This is a genomic window from Streptomyces sp. NPDC026246 (assembly GCF_055567995.1).
In genome coordinates this window covers 420,622-434,774 of record NZ_JBVHPJ010000003.1, presented here as the reverse complement: position 1 = coordinate 434,774, position 14,153 = coordinate 420,622, and the positions used below count along the sequence as shown (strand labels likewise).

The 14,153-nt window shown below is 72.2% G+C and carries 15 protein-coding genes; 9 read left to right on the top strand and 6 right to left on the bottom strand.

What is annotated here, in order from left to right; translation table 11 throughout:
* Positions 1-49 precede the first annotated feature (49 nt).
* Together ACZ4M5_RS10170 and ACZ4M5_RS10165 are read left to right on the top strand one after the other, a co-directional pair.
* Positions 50-616, top strand: a complete 567-nt coding sequence (locus ACZ4M5_RS10170; protein WP_467734953.1) for a class F sortase — start codon at positions 50-52, stop codon at positions 614-616.
* The gene (locus ACZ4M5_RS10165) at positions 616-963 is read left to right on the top strand and encodes a hypothetical protein (RefSeq protein WP_467734951.1); all 348 of its coding nucleotides are present in this window, start codon (positions 616-618) and stop codon (positions 961-963) included. Before ACZ4M5_RS10170 ends, ACZ4M5_RS10165 begins: the two co-directional genes overlap by 1 nt.
* Positions 964-1,009: 46 nt before the next feature.
* Here ACZ4M5_RS10165 and ychF read toward each other — a convergent pair whose 3' ends face one another.
* Positions 1,010-2,098, bottom strand: a complete 1,089-nt coding sequence (ychF, locus tag ACZ4M5_RS10160) for a redox-regulated ATPase YchF (RefSeq protein WP_467734949.1) — start codon at positions 2,096-2,098, stop codon at positions 1,010-1,012.
* A 169-nt stretch (positions 2,099-2,267) separates the two neighbouring features.
* On the opposite strand from ychF, the gene ACZ4M5_RS10155 reads away from it, so the two are divergent.
* Complete coding sequence (locus ACZ4M5_RS10155) at positions 2,268-2,855, top strand: DUF6542 domain-containing protein (protein WP_467734947.1); 588 nt, start codon at positions 2,268-2,270, stop codon at positions 2,853-2,855.
* On the opposite strand, the gene ppgK is transcribed toward ACZ4M5_RS10155, so the two are convergent.
* The gene (ppgK, locus tag ACZ4M5_RS10150; protein WP_467734945.1) at positions 2,852-3,598 is read right to left on the bottom strand and encodes a polyphosphate--glucose phosphotransferase; all 747 of its coding nucleotides are present in this window, start codon (positions 3,596-3,598) and stop codon (positions 2,852-2,854) included. The two genes, ACZ4M5_RS10155 and ppgK, sit on opposite strands and share 4 nt — an antisense overlap.
* 71 nt (positions 3,599-3,669) lie before the next feature.
* A complete protein-coding gene (locus tag ACZ4M5_RS10145) occupies positions 3,670-4,695 on the bottom strand; it encodes a 4-hydroxy-3-methylbut-2-enyl diphosphate reductase (RefSeq protein WP_467734943.1) in 1,026 nt (341 codons plus the stop codon).
* A gap of 103 nt (positions 4,696-4,798) precedes the next feature.
* Between ACZ4M5_RS10145 and ACZ4M5_RS10140 the strand changes: the two genes are divergently transcribed.
* From ACZ4M5_RS10140 to ACZ4M5_RS10125, 4 genes are all read left to right on the top strand, one after another.
* Positions 4,799-6,178: an APC family permease gene (locus ACZ4M5_RS10140; RefSeq protein ID WP_467734941.1), complete on the top strand. Its 1,380-nt coding sequence runs from the start codon at positions 4,799-4,801 to the stop codon at positions 6,176-6,178.
* A 789-nt stretch (positions 6,179-6,967) separates the two neighbouring features.
* Positions 6,968-8,176, top strand: coding sequence for an exodeoxyribonuclease VII large subunit (xseA, locus tag ACZ4M5_RS10135; protein ID WP_467734938.1), 1,209 nt, complete (start codon positions 6,968-6,970; stop codon positions 8,174-8,176).
* 9 nt (positions 8,177-8,185) lie between these two features.
* The gene (locus tag ACZ4M5_RS10130) at positions 8,186-8,431 is read left to right on the top strand and encodes an exodeoxyribonuclease VII small subunit (RefSeq protein WP_369197126.1); all 246 of its coding nucleotides are present in this window, start codon (positions 8,186-8,188) and stop codon (positions 8,429-8,431) included.
* 137 nt (positions 8,432-8,568) lie between these two features.
* The gene (locus tag ACZ4M5_RS10125; RefSeq protein WP_467734936.1) at positions 8,569-9,159 is read left to right on the top strand and encodes a malonic semialdehyde reductase; all 591 of its coding nucleotides are present in this window, start codon (positions 8,569-8,571) and stop codon (positions 9,157-9,159) included.
* A gap of 67 nt (positions 9,160-9,226) precedes the next feature.
* Here ACZ4M5_RS10125 and ACZ4M5_RS10120 read toward each other — a convergent pair whose 3' ends face one another.
* Complete coding sequence (locus tag ACZ4M5_RS10120; protein ID WP_467734934.1) at positions 9,227-9,751, bottom strand: DUF4245 domain-containing protein; 525 nt, start codon at positions 9,749-9,751, stop codon at positions 9,227-9,229.
* 128 nt (positions 9,752-9,879) lie between these two features.
* Between ACZ4M5_RS10120 and glpX the strand changes: the two genes are divergently transcribed.
* The gene (glpX, locus tag ACZ4M5_RS10115; protein WP_467734932.1) at positions 9,880-10,914 is read left to right on the top strand and encodes a class II fructose-bisphosphatase; all 1,035 of its coding nucleotides are present in this window, start codon (positions 9,880-9,882) and stop codon (positions 10,912-10,914) included.
* Positions 10,915-10,992: 78 nt separating this feature from the next.
* Here the strand turns inward: glpX and ACZ4M5_RS10110 are convergent, their stop codons facing one another.
* Together ACZ4M5_RS10110 and ACZ4M5_RS10105 are read right to left on the bottom strand one after the other, a co-directional pair.
* Complete coding sequence (locus ACZ4M5_RS10110) at positions 10,993-11,370, bottom strand: WhiB family transcriptional regulator (protein WP_369197122.1); 378 nt, start codon at positions 11,368-11,370, stop codon at positions 10,993-10,995.
* A gap of 174 nt (positions 11,371-11,544) precedes the next feature.
* Positions 11,545-12,261, bottom strand: a complete 717-nt coding sequence (locus ACZ4M5_RS10105) for a DUF1707 SHOCT-like domain-containing protein (RefSeq protein ID WP_467734929.1) — start codon at positions 12,259-12,261, stop codon at positions 11,545-11,547.
* Between the two features lie 167 nt (positions 12,262-12,428).
* On the opposite strand from ACZ4M5_RS10105, the gene ACZ4M5_RS10100 reads away from it, so the two are divergent.
* Positions 12,429-14,099 carry a fumarate hydratase gene (locus tag ACZ4M5_RS10100; RefSeq protein WP_467734927.1) on the top strand — a complete coding sequence of 557 codons (1,671 nt, stop codon included), beginning with the start codon at positions 12,429-12,431 and terminating at the stop codon, positions 14,097-14,099.
* Positions 14,100-14,153: the final 54 nt, after the last annotated feature.

The window sequence follows — 14,153 nt, the reverse complement described above, 5'->3', positions numbered from 1 at the left end:
CGCTCTGGCAGCCGTCCTCGGTTCTCCGCCGGCCCCGGGGGACGCTCCGGTGGGAGCGGACTTCGGGACGGCCCGTCCGGACGCCGCGTCCACGACGGCTCCTCCGTCGCGGGGCACCGACCCGGCGAGCGCACACCGCCGGCCCGCCGCGGTACCGGCACCCCCTCCCGAACGGGTTCTCGTCCCCGGCGTCGGCCTCGACGCCCGGGTCCGCCCGGTGGGTGTGACGGGCAAGGGCGACATGGCCGTCCCCGAGGACCCCTCCGAGGCGGGCTGGTACCGCTACGGCCCCGCGCCGGGCGGCGACCGGGGCTCGTCCGTGCTCGTCGGGCACGTCGACGACGACACCGGGGAGATCGGCGAGTTCGCCGCGCTCCTCGACGTGCGCCCCGGGGACGGGGTGGAGGTGCGCCGGGCGGAGGCAGGGCCGGTGCGCTACCGCGTCGTCGCGCGCCGGACCGTGCCGAAGGGCGAGCTGCCCGCCTCGGTGTTCCGCCGTTCCGGCGCTCCCGTGCTCACGCTCATCACCTGCGCGCCGCCGTTCGTCCCCGAGCGGGGCGGCTACCTGTCCAACCTCGTCGTCACGGCGGAGCCCGTCGAGCCCGGGAGGGCGTAGTGGCCCACGTAGAGCCCGCTCACCTGGTGGAACTCGCCCTGGGGCATGCCACGGCGAGTGAGGAGGACGCCGGGGCGCTGCGGCACATCGGCCAGTGCCCGCGCTGCCGGGACGAGCTGCGGACGATGACCCGCGTGGTGACCGCCGCCCGCACGGCCCAGCTGGTCGACCTCCCGGCCGCGCCCCCGGAGCGCGTCTGGCAGCGCATCACCCAGGACCTCTCGCCCCGGCCCCCGGCCCCCGGCGACCGCACGAAGAGGAACAGACTCCTCGCCGCGGCCCTGGCCGTCACGCTCCTGGCCGCCGCCGTCACGGCCGCCCACCGCCTGCGCGCCGGGGCCGGCTGAGACCGCAATATGTGCCTCGTCAACGACGTGGTGTCACTTCATCCGCTCACACGTTGAAGCGGAACTCCACCACGTCGCCGTCCTGCATGACGTAGTCCTTGCCCTCCATGCGGGCCTTGCCCTTGGCGCGGGCCTCCGCGACCGAGCCGACCTCCACCAGGTCGTCGAAGGAGATGACCTCCGCCTTGATGAAGCCCTTCTGGAAGTCCGTGTGGATGACGCCGGCCGCCTCGGGGGCCGTGGCGCCCTTCTTGATGGTCCAGGCGCGGGACTCCTTGGGACCGGCCGTGAGGTAGGTCTGCAGGCCGAGCGTGCGGAAGCCGACGTGCGCCAGGGTCGCGAGGCCCGGCTCCTCCTGGCCGACGGACTGGAGCAGCTCCAGCGCCTCGTCCTCGTCGAGCTCGGCGAGGTCCGCCTCCAGCTTGGCGTTGAGGAAGATCGCCTCGGCGGGGGCGACCAGGGCCCGCTGCTCGTTCTTGAAGTCCTCGTCGGTCAGCTCGTCCTCATCGACGTTGAAGACGTAGAGGAACGGCTTGGTCGTGAGCAGGTGCAGGTCGTGCAGGAGCTCGGCGCGCTCGCTGCCCTGGACGACGCCGTGCGCGAAGAGCGTGTCGCCCTTCTCCAGGATCTCCTTGGCCTCCTCGACGGCCTTCACCTTCGGCGCGATGTCCTTCTTGATCCGCGACTCCTTCTGGAGCCGGGGCAGGACCTTCTCGATGGTCTGCAGGTCCGCGAGGATCAGCTCGGTGTTGATCGTCTCGATGTCGTCCTTGGGCGAGACCTTGCCGTCCACGTGCACGACGTTCTCGTCCCTGAAGGCCCGGATGACCTGGCAGATCGCGTCGGACTCGCGGATGTTCGCGAGGAACTTGTTGCCCAGGCCCTCGCCCTCGCTCGCGCCGCGCACGATGCCCGCGATGTCGACGAAGTCGACCGTCGCCGGGAGCACCCGCTGCGAGCTGAAGATCTCCGCCAGCTTCGTCAGGCGGGGGTCGGGCACGCCGACCACGCCGACGTTGGGCTCGATCGTGGCGAACGGGTAGTTGGCCGCCAGCACGTCGTTCTTGGTCAGGGCGTTGAACAGGGTCGACTTGCCAACATTCGGCAGACCGACGATTCCGATCGTGAGCGACACGTTGCGACTTCCCGTGAGTGGAGGGGGCGGGGGGCCTGAGGAGCGGCCGATCCACCAGTCTACGGCCTGCCCGCCACGGCCCCGGCGACGTATCGAACGCTTGCCCAGGCCGGGGTCCACGGCGTGTCAGACAGCCTATTCGGCATATAGAACGACCTAAGTTGGTGCGGTGGAGCGATACAGGACGCGACCTGCCCAGTACGGAACGCGACGCGACCGGCCGCGGCCGCCCCTGCCGCCGCAGGTGAAGCGCGGTGCGGACGGCCGTCCCGCGCGCCCGCCCCGGCCCCCGGGCCAGCAACGGCGCCCGGCTCCGGTGCGACGGCCCGCCCCCGCCCCCGCTCCGGCCGCCCGGGGCCTGCCGAACCCGCGGCTGACCGGGCTCGGCAGCGGGCTGTTCTGCGCGGCCGTGATGTTCCTGCTGGGCGCCCTCTGCTCGGCCCTGTTCGGGGCGTCGCTCACGGCGTACGGGGTGCTGTTCCTGCCGGTGTGCGTGCTGACCGCGCTGTGGGTGCGGCCCGGGGACCTGATGACCGCGCCCATCGTGGTGCCGATCGCGTTCGCCGTGGGACTGCTGCCGCTGGCCGACGGCGACAGCGGGACGGGCGGCAGGCTGATGGGCCTGGTGACGGCGCTCGCCACGCAGGCCGGCTGGCTGTACGGCGGGACGCTCGTGGCCGGGGTCCTCGTGATCGCCCGCCGGATCCGGCTGGTGCACCGGCGCCGCACGGCGGCAGCGCGCCAGCCGGCCGCCTAGAGCTCCGCCACGCGCATCGCCGCGCCGACGATCCCCGCGTTGTTCTGCAGCTGCGCGGGGACGATCTCCGCCCTGACGCCCTCGATGTGGGGCAGGAACTTGTGGGCCTTGCGGCTGACGCCGCCGCCGATGATGAACAGCTCGGGCGAGAAAAGCATCTCCACGTGCGCGAGGTACTTGCTCACCCGGTGCGTCGCCCAGTGCTCCCACGTCATGTCGTGGTCCTCGCGCACCTTGCTGGAGGCCCGCTTCTCCGCGTCGTGCCCGTCCAGCTCCAGATGGCCCAGCTCGGTGTTGGGCACGAGGGCGCCGTCGATGAAGAGCGCGCTGCCGATGCCCGTGCCGAACGTGAGCAGGACGACCGTGCCCGTCCGGCCGCGGCCCGCGCCGAAGTGCATCTCGGCGACGCCCGCCGCGTCGGCGTCGTTCAGCACCGTCACCGGCAGCCCGCCCAGCCGCTCGCCGAGCAGCGCGCGGGCGTCGGTGTCGATCCAGCCGTCGTCGACGTTCGCCGCCGTGCGGATGGTGGCCCCGTCGGTGACCACGCCCGGGAACGTGACGCCGACCGGCCCCGACCAGCCGAAGTGGTCGACGACCTGCTTGACGCCGTCGGCCACCGCGTCCGGGGTCGCCGGGTGAGGGGTGAGGACCTTGTGGCGCTCCTGCGCCAGGTCGCCCTTGTCGAGATCCACCGGGGCGCCCTTGATCCCGGAACCGCCGATGTCCACACCGAAGATCTGCATGACACCCACGTTACGACGTACGACTGACGGTCACGGGCCGGACGGGGATCACCGTCCGGCCCTCGACACGATCACTGCGCGGAACGTTCACCGGTCCCGGCGCCGCCCCGCCCGGCGACCAGCGCGGCCGCCTCCTCGCGCAGATCGCGGCGCAGCTCCTTGGGCAGGGAGAAGGTGATGGACTCCTCGGCCGCCTTGACGATCTCGACGTCCTCGAAGCCGCGCTGGGAGAGGTACTCCAGGACCTGCTCGACCAGGATCTCCGGGACGGAGGCGCCGGAGGTGACGCCGACCGTGGTCACGCCCTCCAGCCAGGCCTCGTCGATCTCGTCGGCGAAGTCCACGAGGTAGGCCTCGCGGGCACCGGCGATCTTCGCGACCTCGACGAGCCGCTTGGAGTTGGAGGAGTTGCGCGAGCCGACCACGATGACCAGGTCGGACTCGGCGCCCATCTGCTTCACGGCCAGCTGGCGGTTCTGCGTGGCGTAGCAGATGTCGTCGCTGGGCGGGGAGACGAGCTGCGGGAACTTCTCCTTCAGCGCGTCGACGGTCTCCATGGTCTCGTCGACGGACAGCGTCGTCTGGGAGAGCCAGACGACCTTGGAGGGGTCGCGGACCTCGACCTTGGCGACGTCACCGGGGCCGTCGACGAGCTGGATGTGGTCGGGGGCCTCGCCGGAGGTGCCGATGACCTCCTCGTGGCCCTCGTGGCCGATCAGCAGGATGTCGTAGTCGTCGTCGGCGAAGCGGACGGCTTCCTTGTGGACCTTGGTGACCAGCGGGCAGGTGGCGTCGATGGTGGCGAGCTTGCCGCGCTCGGCCTCCTCGTGGACGACGGGGGCCACACCGTGCGCGGAGAACATGACGATGTTCCCCGGGGGCACTTCCTCCGTCTGCTCGACGAAGATCGCGCCCTTCTTCTCCAGGGTCTGCACGACGTACTTGTTGTGGACGATCTCGTGCCGGACGTAGACCGGAGCGCCGTACTGCTCCAGCGCTTTCTCGACGGCGATCACGGCGCGGTCCACACCCGCGCAGTAGCCACGGGGGGCGGCGAGCAGGACACGGCGGCCAGGCGAAGCAGACATGCGTCCCATCGTAAGGCCGCGTTCGGCGGGTCAAAGATCGCGGCCCTCCGCGGTCCCCGGGAAGACTGAACGAACGGCGACGGCGGTGACGCGCGGCGGAGGGCGGGCCACGATGACGGAGACGGGCACCCAGGCGCCTTCCCCGGGCGGGGAGCACGCGCTGCGGCGCAGCCTCGGCTTTCGCGACCTGGTCGTCTACGGGCTGCTGTTCATCGCGCCGATGGCCCCCGTGGGCGTGTTCGGCACGCTGGACGCCAAGTCGCACGGCGCGGTGGCGCTGGTGTACGTCGTCGCCACGGTCGCGATGGCGTTCACCGCGTTCAGCTACGCCCAGATGGTCCGCGTGGTCCCGCAGGCGGGGTCGGTGTTCGCCTACGCGCGCGTGGCGCTCGGCAACGGGGCCGGGTTCGTGGCGGGCTGGATGGCGATGCTGGACTACGTCTTGATCCCGGCGGTGGCGTACCTGTTCTCGGGCGTGGCGATGAACGCGCTGGTCCCGGAGGTGTCGCGGTGGGTGTGGTCGGCGCTCGCGGTCCTGGTGACGACTCTGCTCAACCTGTGGGGCGTACGGGCGGCCGCCCGGGTGGGCTTCCTGGTGCTGGCGATGGAGGTCGTGGTCCTGGCCGTGTTCGTCGTGACGGCGATCGTGGTGCTGGCGCGGGACGGGGCACAGCGGGACTGGCTGTCGCCGGTGACGGGGGACGGCTCGCAGGGCGCGTTCGCGCTGTCGGCGGTGCTGGGGGCGGTGTCGGTGGCGGTGCTGTCGTATCTGGGGTTCGACGCGATCGCCTCCTTCGCGGAGGAGGTCACGGGCGGTTCGGCGAAGGTCGCGCGGGCGCTGCTGTTCTGCCTGACGCTGGCGGGTGTGCTGTTCCTCGCGCAGACGTACCTGGTGGCGCTGCTGGAGCCGGTGTCGTCGGCGCGGCTGGCGGCGGAACCGGGCCGGCAGGGGTCGGCGTTCTACGACACGCTGGACGCCGCGGTGGGCACCTGGCTGCACGACCTGGTGGCGGTGAGCAAGGCCATCGGTGCCGCGTTCGCCGCGCTGGCCGGGCAGGCCGCCGCGGGCCGGCTGCTGTTCGCGATGGGACGTGACGGGCGGCTGCCGCGCGTGCTGTCGCGGACCGACGCCGGGGTGCCGCGGGTGGCGCTGCTGTGCGCGGCGGTGATCACACTGGTGGCGGCGGTGTGGGCGGCCCGTCGCGACGACGGTATGGACCAGCTGGTGTCGGTCGTCGACGTGGGCGCCCTGACGGCGTTCACGCTGCTGCACGCGAGCGTGGTGGGCTGGTTCGCGGTGCGGCGCCGGGGCGGCCCGGTGAGCTGGTGGCGCCATGTGCTGGTCCCGGTGGCGGGCGCGGCCATCACGATCGCGGTCATCGTGGAGGCGTCGGGCACCGCCCAGGCGGTGGGCGCGGCGTGGCTGGCGATCGGCCTGGCGGTGCTCGCGGTGCAACAGGGCCGACGCCGAGGCGGTGACGCTGCAGCCTGACGCGCCCGCGCCCGCGGGCCGGGGCGGCCGGACGCGACCGCGACTGCGCGTCGGGACAGCCGGACGCGACCGCGCCCGCGAGTCGGGACGGCCGGGACCCGGCGGCAGGGGCGGAAAGGCGGGAGCGGAGAACCGGCGGCCGGGGCGGGGCAGGGGCAGGGACCGGGCCGCCCAGGCAGGGCGGAGGGGGCCGGGCCACGGGCGCCGGCGGCCGAGGCGGGACGGCCGGGGCCGGGCCACGGGGACCGGGCCGCCCAGGCGGGGCGTCGGGAACCGCGGTGGCGCCGTACGGACGGGCAGCAGGGCGGGACGACCGGAGCCGACGGCGGGGACGACGGTGGCAGGGGCGGAAACCGGGCCGCAGCGGGCGGCGGGGAGAGGACCATCGAGGCACGGTGCCGGGGGGAGCAGGCCGCGGCTCCGCAGGATAGGCAGCAGGGCGTGACGACCGGAACCGACGGCGGGGACGACGGTGGCAGGGGCGGAATCCGGGCCGCAGCGGGCGGCGGGGAGAGGACCGTCGAGGCAGGGTGCCGGGGAGCAGGCCGCGGCTCGGCAGGATGGGCAGCAGGGCGGGACGGCCGGGGCAGCGCGGCGGGGACCGGGCCGCCGAGACCAGGCGGTGGGGCCCCGGCGGCGGGGAGCAGGTCCTAGGCGCCGGCACCCCGCGGTCGGTTCCCGACAGGGTACGAACGCCGGACGGTGGCCGCCGGGGCCGCGGTGGCTGCCGGGCAGGGCCGGGCAGGGTGGCTGCGGTGGGTTGTCGGTGGGGGCCACTACGCTCGCGGCATGGCAGTGAACACGACTCCGGAGTCCCCGCTGCCCGTCGGCGAGGTGTCGCGCCTCATCGGGGGGTGGATCGACCGGCTCGGCGCGGTGTGGGTCGAGGGGCAGATCACGCAGTTGTCGCGGCGGCCGGGTGCCGGTGTGGTGTTCCTGACCCTGCGCGACCCCTCGCACGACATCTCGGTCGGCGTGACCTGCTACCGGCAGGTGTTCGACCAGGTCGCGGACGTCGTGAGCGAGGGCGCCCGGGTCGTCGTCCTGGCCAAGCCGGAGTGGTACGCGCCGCGCGGGCAGCTGTCGCTGCGGGCCACCGAGATACGGCCCGTAGGCGTCGGTGAGCTGCTGGCGCGGCTGGAGCAGCTGAAGAAGTCCCTCGCGCGGGAGGGCCTGTTCGCGCCGGAGCGCAAGAAGCCGCTGCCGTTCCTGCCGCAGCTGATCGGGCTGGTCTGCGGCCGGGCCTCGGCCGCCGAGCGGGACGTACTGGAGAACGCCCGGCACCGCTGGCCCGCCGTGCGCTTCGAGGTGCGCAACGTGGCCGTGCAGGGCGTGCACGCCGTGCCGCAGGTCGTGCAGGCCGTGAAGGAGCTGGACGCGCTCGACGACGTGGACGTGATCATCGTCGCCCGGGGCGGCGGCAGCGTCGAGGACCTGTTGCCGTTCTCCGACGAGCAGCTGGTCCGCACGGTCGCCCAGTGCCGTACGCCCGTGGTGTCGGCCATCGGGCACGAGCCGGACAATCCGCTGCTGGACCACGTCGCCGACCTGCGTGCCTCGACGCCGACCGACGCCGCCAAGAAGGTCGTGCCGGACGTGGGCGAGGAGTTCGAGCGGGTGCGGCAGTTGCGGGACCGGGCCCGGCGGTGCGTGCACGCGCTGCTCGACCGGGAGGAGCGCGGCCTGGCGCACGCGCTGGCCCGCCCCTCGATCCAGGACCCGCACCGCATGATCGACGAGCGTGCGGACCAGGTCGAGGACCTGCTCGACCGCGCCCGGCGCTGCCTGCGTCACCAGCTCGACCGGGCCGAGTCGGAGCTGACGCACACGCACGCACGCGTGGTGGCCCTCTCCCCCGCCGCGACCCTCAAGCGCGGCTACGCCGTGCTGCAGCGGGAGGACGGGCACGCGGTGCGCGACCCCGGCGAGGTGGAGCCCGGCCAGACCCTGCGCGCCCGGGTCTCCGAGGGTGAGTTCTCCGTACGAGTGGACACATAGGGTGGGTGGATGACCAGCGAGGTGGAACAGGCGCCGGGCGTGAGTGAGGCGCTCGGCTACGAGCAGGCGCGGGACGAGCTGATCGAGGTCGTCCGCCGTCTGGAGGCGGGCGGTACGACACTGGAGGAGTCCCTGGCGCTGTGGGAGCGCGGCGAGGAGCTGGCCAGGGTGTGCCGACGCTGGCTGGAGGGCGCGCGGGCACGGCTGGACGCGGCGCTGGCGGACGAGGCCGCGGCCGACGAGGACGGCGAGTAGCGGGATCCCCGGTTTTCCGGACGGTGACGTATGACACCCTCCATTTAGTTGAATGTTGAACTTCATTGGCGTACGGTCGCAGACGTCAGCCGGTCCGGCTCCCGCCGGACCCGACGTACGTCCCGAGAAGGTTCTCCATGTCTCTCGTCCTTGACCCCGCCGCCCAGGACCTCCTGTTCCGCGAGGCCCGCACCGCCAACGCGTTCACCGACGAGCCGGTGACCGACGAGCAGGTGAAGGCGATCTACGAGCTGGTCAAGTACGGCCCGACCGCCTTCAACCAGACCCCGCTGCGCATCACGCTGGTCCGCTCCCCCGAGGCCCGTGAGCGCCTGGTCGCGCACATGGCCGAGGGCAACCGCGCCAAGACCGCCGCCGCCCCGCTGGTCGCCGTCCTCGCCGCGGACAACGAGTTCCACGAGGAGCTCCCCCAGCTGTTCCCGGCCTTCCCCCAGGCCAAGGACGTCTTCTTCGCCGAGCGCCCCGTCCGCGAGGGCTCCGCCGCGATGAACGCCGCCCTCCAGGCCGCGTACTTCATCGTCGGCGTCCGCGCCGCCGGCCTCGCCGCCGGCCCGATGACCGGCTTCGACTTCGAGGGCGTGCGCAAGGAGTTCCTGGACGACGACCACACCCCGCTGATGATCGTCAACATCGGTCACCCGGGCCCGGACGCCTGGTACCCGCGCTCCCCGCGCCTGGAGTACGAGCAGGTCGTCACCACGGTCTGAGCGATCCGACCGCCCACGACGAAGGCCCCCGGTACGCACCGGGGGCCTTTCACGTGTCCGTGCGCGGCTACTCCGTCTCCAGCGCCTGCGCCATGCGCGTCAGCTGCCCGAACCCCGCGGTTCCGGTGACGACCGTCGTCGAGCCCTTGGTGCCCTCCAGCACCAGCGCGTCGTACCGGCCGCCCTCGTAGCGGGTCCACGTCCTGCCGTCGATCGTCTGGGTCCTGCCGGTCTCCCGCGCCCCCTGCGTCGCCTCGTCCAGGAAGACGGGCCGGCGCTGAGTGGACTGCTCGACCGCCACGTACTCCCCGTCGGGGTCGTGGAACCCCAGGTGCCAGGCGTCGAAGTCGTCGCCCCGGAAGCGGACGGAGGTGGCCTTCCACGCGTCGGACAGGCCCTCGGGCGCGGCGACGGGGTAGGAGGCGGCGCGGCGTGCCGTGAGCAGTTCGACCCGGTAGTCGACGCGCTTGACGTCGGGGGCGCTCTCGTCGTGCGGGATGAAGAGGTAGATGAAGCCCGCCACGAGGATGATGACCCCGAGGGAGAGGATCATGTCCCGCGCCGTCTTCTGCTTGCCGTTCGTACCTGCCACGCCCCCTATCGTCGCAGGTGTCCGTCGCGCTCATCCGTGGGGGCCCCTGCTCATTCTGCGCGCCCGGATATAGAGTCGGGCGAACAACACCCTCATCCGGCCGTCGTCGTACAGAAAGGTGCGCTCCGATGACCGAGCATCATCACTTGCCGTCCGAACTCGATGTGCCCTCCGAGGCCCCCGACCGCAACCTCGCCCTGGAGCTGGTCCGGGTGACCGAGGCGGCGGCGATGGCCGCGGGCCGCTGGGTGGGACGCGGTGACAAGAACGGCGCCGACGGTGCCGCCGTGCGTGCCATGCGGACACTCGTCTCCACCGTCTCGATGAACGGCGTCGTCGTCATCGGTGAGGGCGAGAAGGACGAGGCCCCCATGCTGTTCAACGGCGAGCGCGTCGGCGACGGCACCGGCCCCGAGTGCGACATCGCCGTCGACCCGATCGACGGCACGACGCTGACCGCCAAGGGCATGACGAACGCGATCGCGGTGCTGGCCGCCGCCGAGCGCGGGTCGATGTTCGACCCGTCGGCCGTCTTCTACATGGACAAGCTCGTCACCGGACCGGAGGCCGCCGACTTCGTCGACATCGACGCCCCGGTGTCGGTGAACATCCGCCGGGTCGCCAAGGCCAAGCGCTCCACGCCCGAGGACGTGACCGTCGTCATCCTGGACCGGCCGCGGCACGAGGGCATCATCAAGGAGATCCGGGACACCGGGGCGCGCATCAGGCTGATCTCCGACGGTGACGTGGCCGGCTCGATCCTGGCGCTGCGGGAGGGCACCGGGGTCGATCTGCTGCTCGGCATCGGCGGCACCCCCGAGGGCATCATCTCGGCGTGCGCCGTGAAGTGCCTCGGCGGCACCATCCAGGGCAAGCTGTGGCCCAAGGACGACGAGGAGCGGCAGCGGGCGCTCGACGCCGGGCACGACCTCGACCGGGTGCTGACGACCGAGGACCTCGTCACCGGCGAGAACGTGTTCTTCGTGGCGACCGGCATCACGGACGGCGAGCTGCTGCGCGGGGTGCGCTACCGGGCCGAGACCGCGACGACCGACTCCATCGTGATGCGGTCGCGCTCGGGCACGGTCCGCAGGATCGATTCCGAGCACCGGCTGTCCAAGCTGCGCGCGTACAGCGCGATCGACTTCGACAAGGGCAAGTAGCGCCTCCCGGTCGGACGGGCGAACAAGGGAAAGGGCGTCCCCGGTGCGGTGGGGACGCCCTTCTCCGTGGGTGTGCGGTCAGCCCGCGGCGGCTATCTGGTTCGCCGCGCGGGCCGTCTTCTTCAGCTCCATGTCGCGGCGGCGGCGCCGGGCCAGGACCACGCGGCGCTCGGCGGCGGTCAGGCCGCCCCAGACGCCGTAGGGCTCGGGCTGGAGCAGGGCGTGCTCGCGGCATTCGACCATGACCGGACAGCGGGCGCAGACCCGCTTGGCCGCCTCCTCCCGGGACAGCCGGGCGGCGGTGGGCTCCTTGGAGGGGGCGAAGAACAGGCCGGCCTCGTCCCGCCGGCACACCGCCTCGGTGTGCCACGGGGCGTCCTGGTCCCTGTCTCGCGCTGGCACCCGCGGGGCCGGAACGGCAGCTACCTGCAGGGACGAATGCGGCGGTTGCAGCACGGTCTACTCCTGACGACGGCTTCGCGAGCGAGAGACGATGCAGCAAGGCCTACCCGCTGTACGCGCGCCTATGCACTGAGTTCCCATGGGCTGCAACCGCCCCGCCCGGCCGGGTCGCGGACGCACGGCCGGCCCGGGCCGGCCGGACTCGCACACCGCGCCGGCGCGCGATCGTCAGTGACCCAGGTGCCTGCGCACACTCCTGTCGACCTTGCGCTGCACCCGGTCCAGGATGTCCGCGACGAGCTTGCCGCGGCGGGGCCGGGCCTCGACGCTGCCCAGCACGGCCCACCCGTCGACGTAGACGATGGGGGCCTCCGGGTCGCCCGAGTCGAGGGTGGCCACCTCGAAGCTGCCGAGGACGCCGCCGCCCATGCCGCGCAGCGACACGTTCTCCGGGACGCGGATGTCGACGCTGCCGAAGACCGCCCACGACTTGATGACGACCTGCTGGTGGTCGTAGAGCGCCTCGCTGAGGTCGATCTCGACACTGCCGAAGATCGCGTACGCGTGGATCCGGCGGCCCGCGCGCCAGCGGCCCTTGCGGACCGCGCTGCTGAAGACCGCGACCACGTTGTCGTCCGGCTCGATCGGGATGGCGCCGGCCGTCGGCCGGTGGGGAGCCGCCGCGTGGGCCGCCCCGGGACCCCGGCCGTGGGCCGCGGGCAGGTCCCGGACGAAGACCTCCAGCTCGCCCACCGTCTTGGCGCGCAGCACCCCCTCGACGCGCTCGGCGTGCTCGTCCGCCGTGAGGCGGCCCTCGGCCAGGGCGTCGTGCAGGAGGTCGGCGATGCGGTCGCGCTCGGCGTCGGAGGCGCGCAGCTCGGAGGCGGCGGGCGCGGCCTGCTGCCGGGTGTCCGGCTTCTGTAGGTCCTGCTTCTGAAGGTCCACGGCAGCAGCGTACCGAAACACGATAGATCGCGACACCCCCCGGAGCGCGGCCCGGTGTGACGAACTGAGCCTTACCTCACAAGCTCGCCGTCGGTGGCAGGTTCTACGCTGGTTGGCGCTCGCCAACGGAGGCGGGCCGCCGTCCGTAGAGTGAGGAATGGGCTGAGATGCCTGAGTTCGCGTACACCGATCTGCTCCCCCAGGGAGAGGACACCACCCCCTACCGGCTGGTGACCTCCGAGGGCGTCTCCACGGTCGAGGGACCGGACGGGCGGACCTTCCTCCAGGTGGAGCCGGAGGCGCTGCGCAAGCTCGCCGAAGAGGCGATCCACGACATCCAGCACTACCTGCGCCCGGCCCACCTCGCACAGCTGCGCCGCATCATCGACGACCCCGAGGCCTCGGCCAACGACAAGTTCGTGGCGCTGGACCTGCTGAAGAACGCCAACATCGCGGCGGCGGGCGTACTGCCCATGTGCCAGGACACCGGCACCGCGATCGTCATGGGCAAGCGCGGACAGAACGTGCTCACCCGGGGCCGGGACGAGGAAGCCCTGAGCCGCGGCATCTACGACGCCTACCAGAACCTGAACCTGCGCTACTCGCAGATGGCTCCGCTCACCATGTGGGAGGAGAAGAACACCGGCTCCAACCTCCCCGCGCAGATCGAGCTGTACGCGACCGACGGCGGCGCCTACAAGTTCCTGTTCATGGCCAAGGGCGGCGGCTCGGCCAACAAGTCGTTCCTCTACCAGGAGACGAAGGCCGTCCTGAACGAGTCCTCCATGATGAAGTTCCTGGAGGAGAAGATCCGCTCGCTCGGTACGGCCGCCTGCCCGCCGTACCACCTGGCGATCGTCGTCGGCGGCACGTCCGCCGAGTACGCGCTGAAGACGGCCAAGTACGCCTCCGCGCACTACCTGGACGAGATCCCCGCCGAGGGCAGCGAGCTCGGGCACGGCTTCCGGGACAAGGACCTGGAGGAGAAGGTCTTCGAGCTGACGCAGAAGATCGGCATCGGCGCGCAGTTCGGCGGCAAGTACTTCTGCCACGACGTGCGCGTGGTGCGCCTGCCCCGCCACGGCGCGTCCTGCCCGGTGGCCATCGCGGTCTCCTGCTCCGCCGACCGCCAGGCCGTCGCCAAGATCACCGCCGAGGGCGTCTTCCTGGAGCAGCTGGAGACGGACCCGGCGCGGTTCCTGCCGGAGACGACGGACGAGCAGCTCGACGAGAGCGGCGACGTCGTCAAGATCGACCTCAACCAGCCGATGGAGACGATCCTCCGGGAGCTCACCCGGTACCCGGTGAAGACCCGCCTGTCCCTGACCGGCCCGCTGGTCGTGGCGCGCGACATCGCACACGCCAAGATCAAGGAGCGGCTGGACGCGGGCGAGGAGATGCCGCAGTACCTGAAGGACCACCCGGTGTACTACGCCGGTCCGGCCAAGACGCCCGAGGGGTACGCGTCCGGCTCCTTCGGCCCGACGACGGCCGGCCGGATGGACTCCTACGTGGAGCAGTTCCAGGCGGCCGGCGGTTCCAAGGTGATGCTCGCCAAGGGCAACCGCAGCAAGCAGGTCACCGACGCGTGCCACGCGCACGGCGGCTTCTACCTCGGCTCCATCGGCGGCCCGGCCGCGCGCCTGGCCCAGGACTGCATCAAGAAGGTCGAGGTCGTCGAGTACGAGGAGCTCGGCATGGAGGCGGTCTGGAAGATCGAGGTCGAGGACTTCCCGGCGTTCATCGTCGTCGACGACAAGGGCAACGACTTCTTCCAGGACCCGGCGCCCGCGCCGACCTTCACCTCCATTCCGGTACGCGGTCCCGGACTCGCCTGACGAGGGCGGTGACGATTCGCCTCCACGGGGAACAGTGGTCGCGGCGCTGACGCT

Coding starts and splice junctions, on each gene's coding strand:
- ppgK (WP_467734945.1), bottom strand. CDS start 3,598: ATGCAGATCTTCGGTGTGGACATCGGCGGTTCCGGGATCAAGGGCGCC.
- ACZ4M5_RS10145 (WP_467734943.1), bottom strand. CDS start 4,695: ATGGGACGCATGTCTGCTTCGCCTGGCCGCCGTGTCCTGCTCGCCGCC.
- ACZ4M5_RS10140 (WP_467734941.1), top strand. CDS start 4,799: ATGACGGAGACGGGCACCCAGGCGCCTTCCCCGGGCGGGGAGCACGCG.
- xseA (WP_467734938.1), top strand. CDS start 6,968: ATGGCAGTGAACACGACTCCGGAGTCCCCGCTGCCCGTCGGCGAGGTG.
- ACZ4M5_RS10130 (WP_369197126.1), top strand. CDS start 8,186: ATGACCAGCGAGGTGGAACAGGCGCCGGGCGTGAGTGAGGCGCTCGGC.
- ACZ4M5_RS10125 (WP_467734936.1), top strand. CDS start 8,569: ATGTCTCTCGTCCTTGACCCCGCCGCCCAGGACCTCCTGTTCCGCGAG.
- glpX (WP_467734932.1), top strand. CDS start 9,880: ATGACCGAGCATCATCACTTGCCGTCCGAACTCGATGTGCCCTCCGAG.
- ACZ4M5_RS10100 (WP_467734927.1), top strand. CDS start 12,429: ATGCCTGAGTTCGCGTACACCGATCTGCTCCCCCAGGGAGAGGACACC.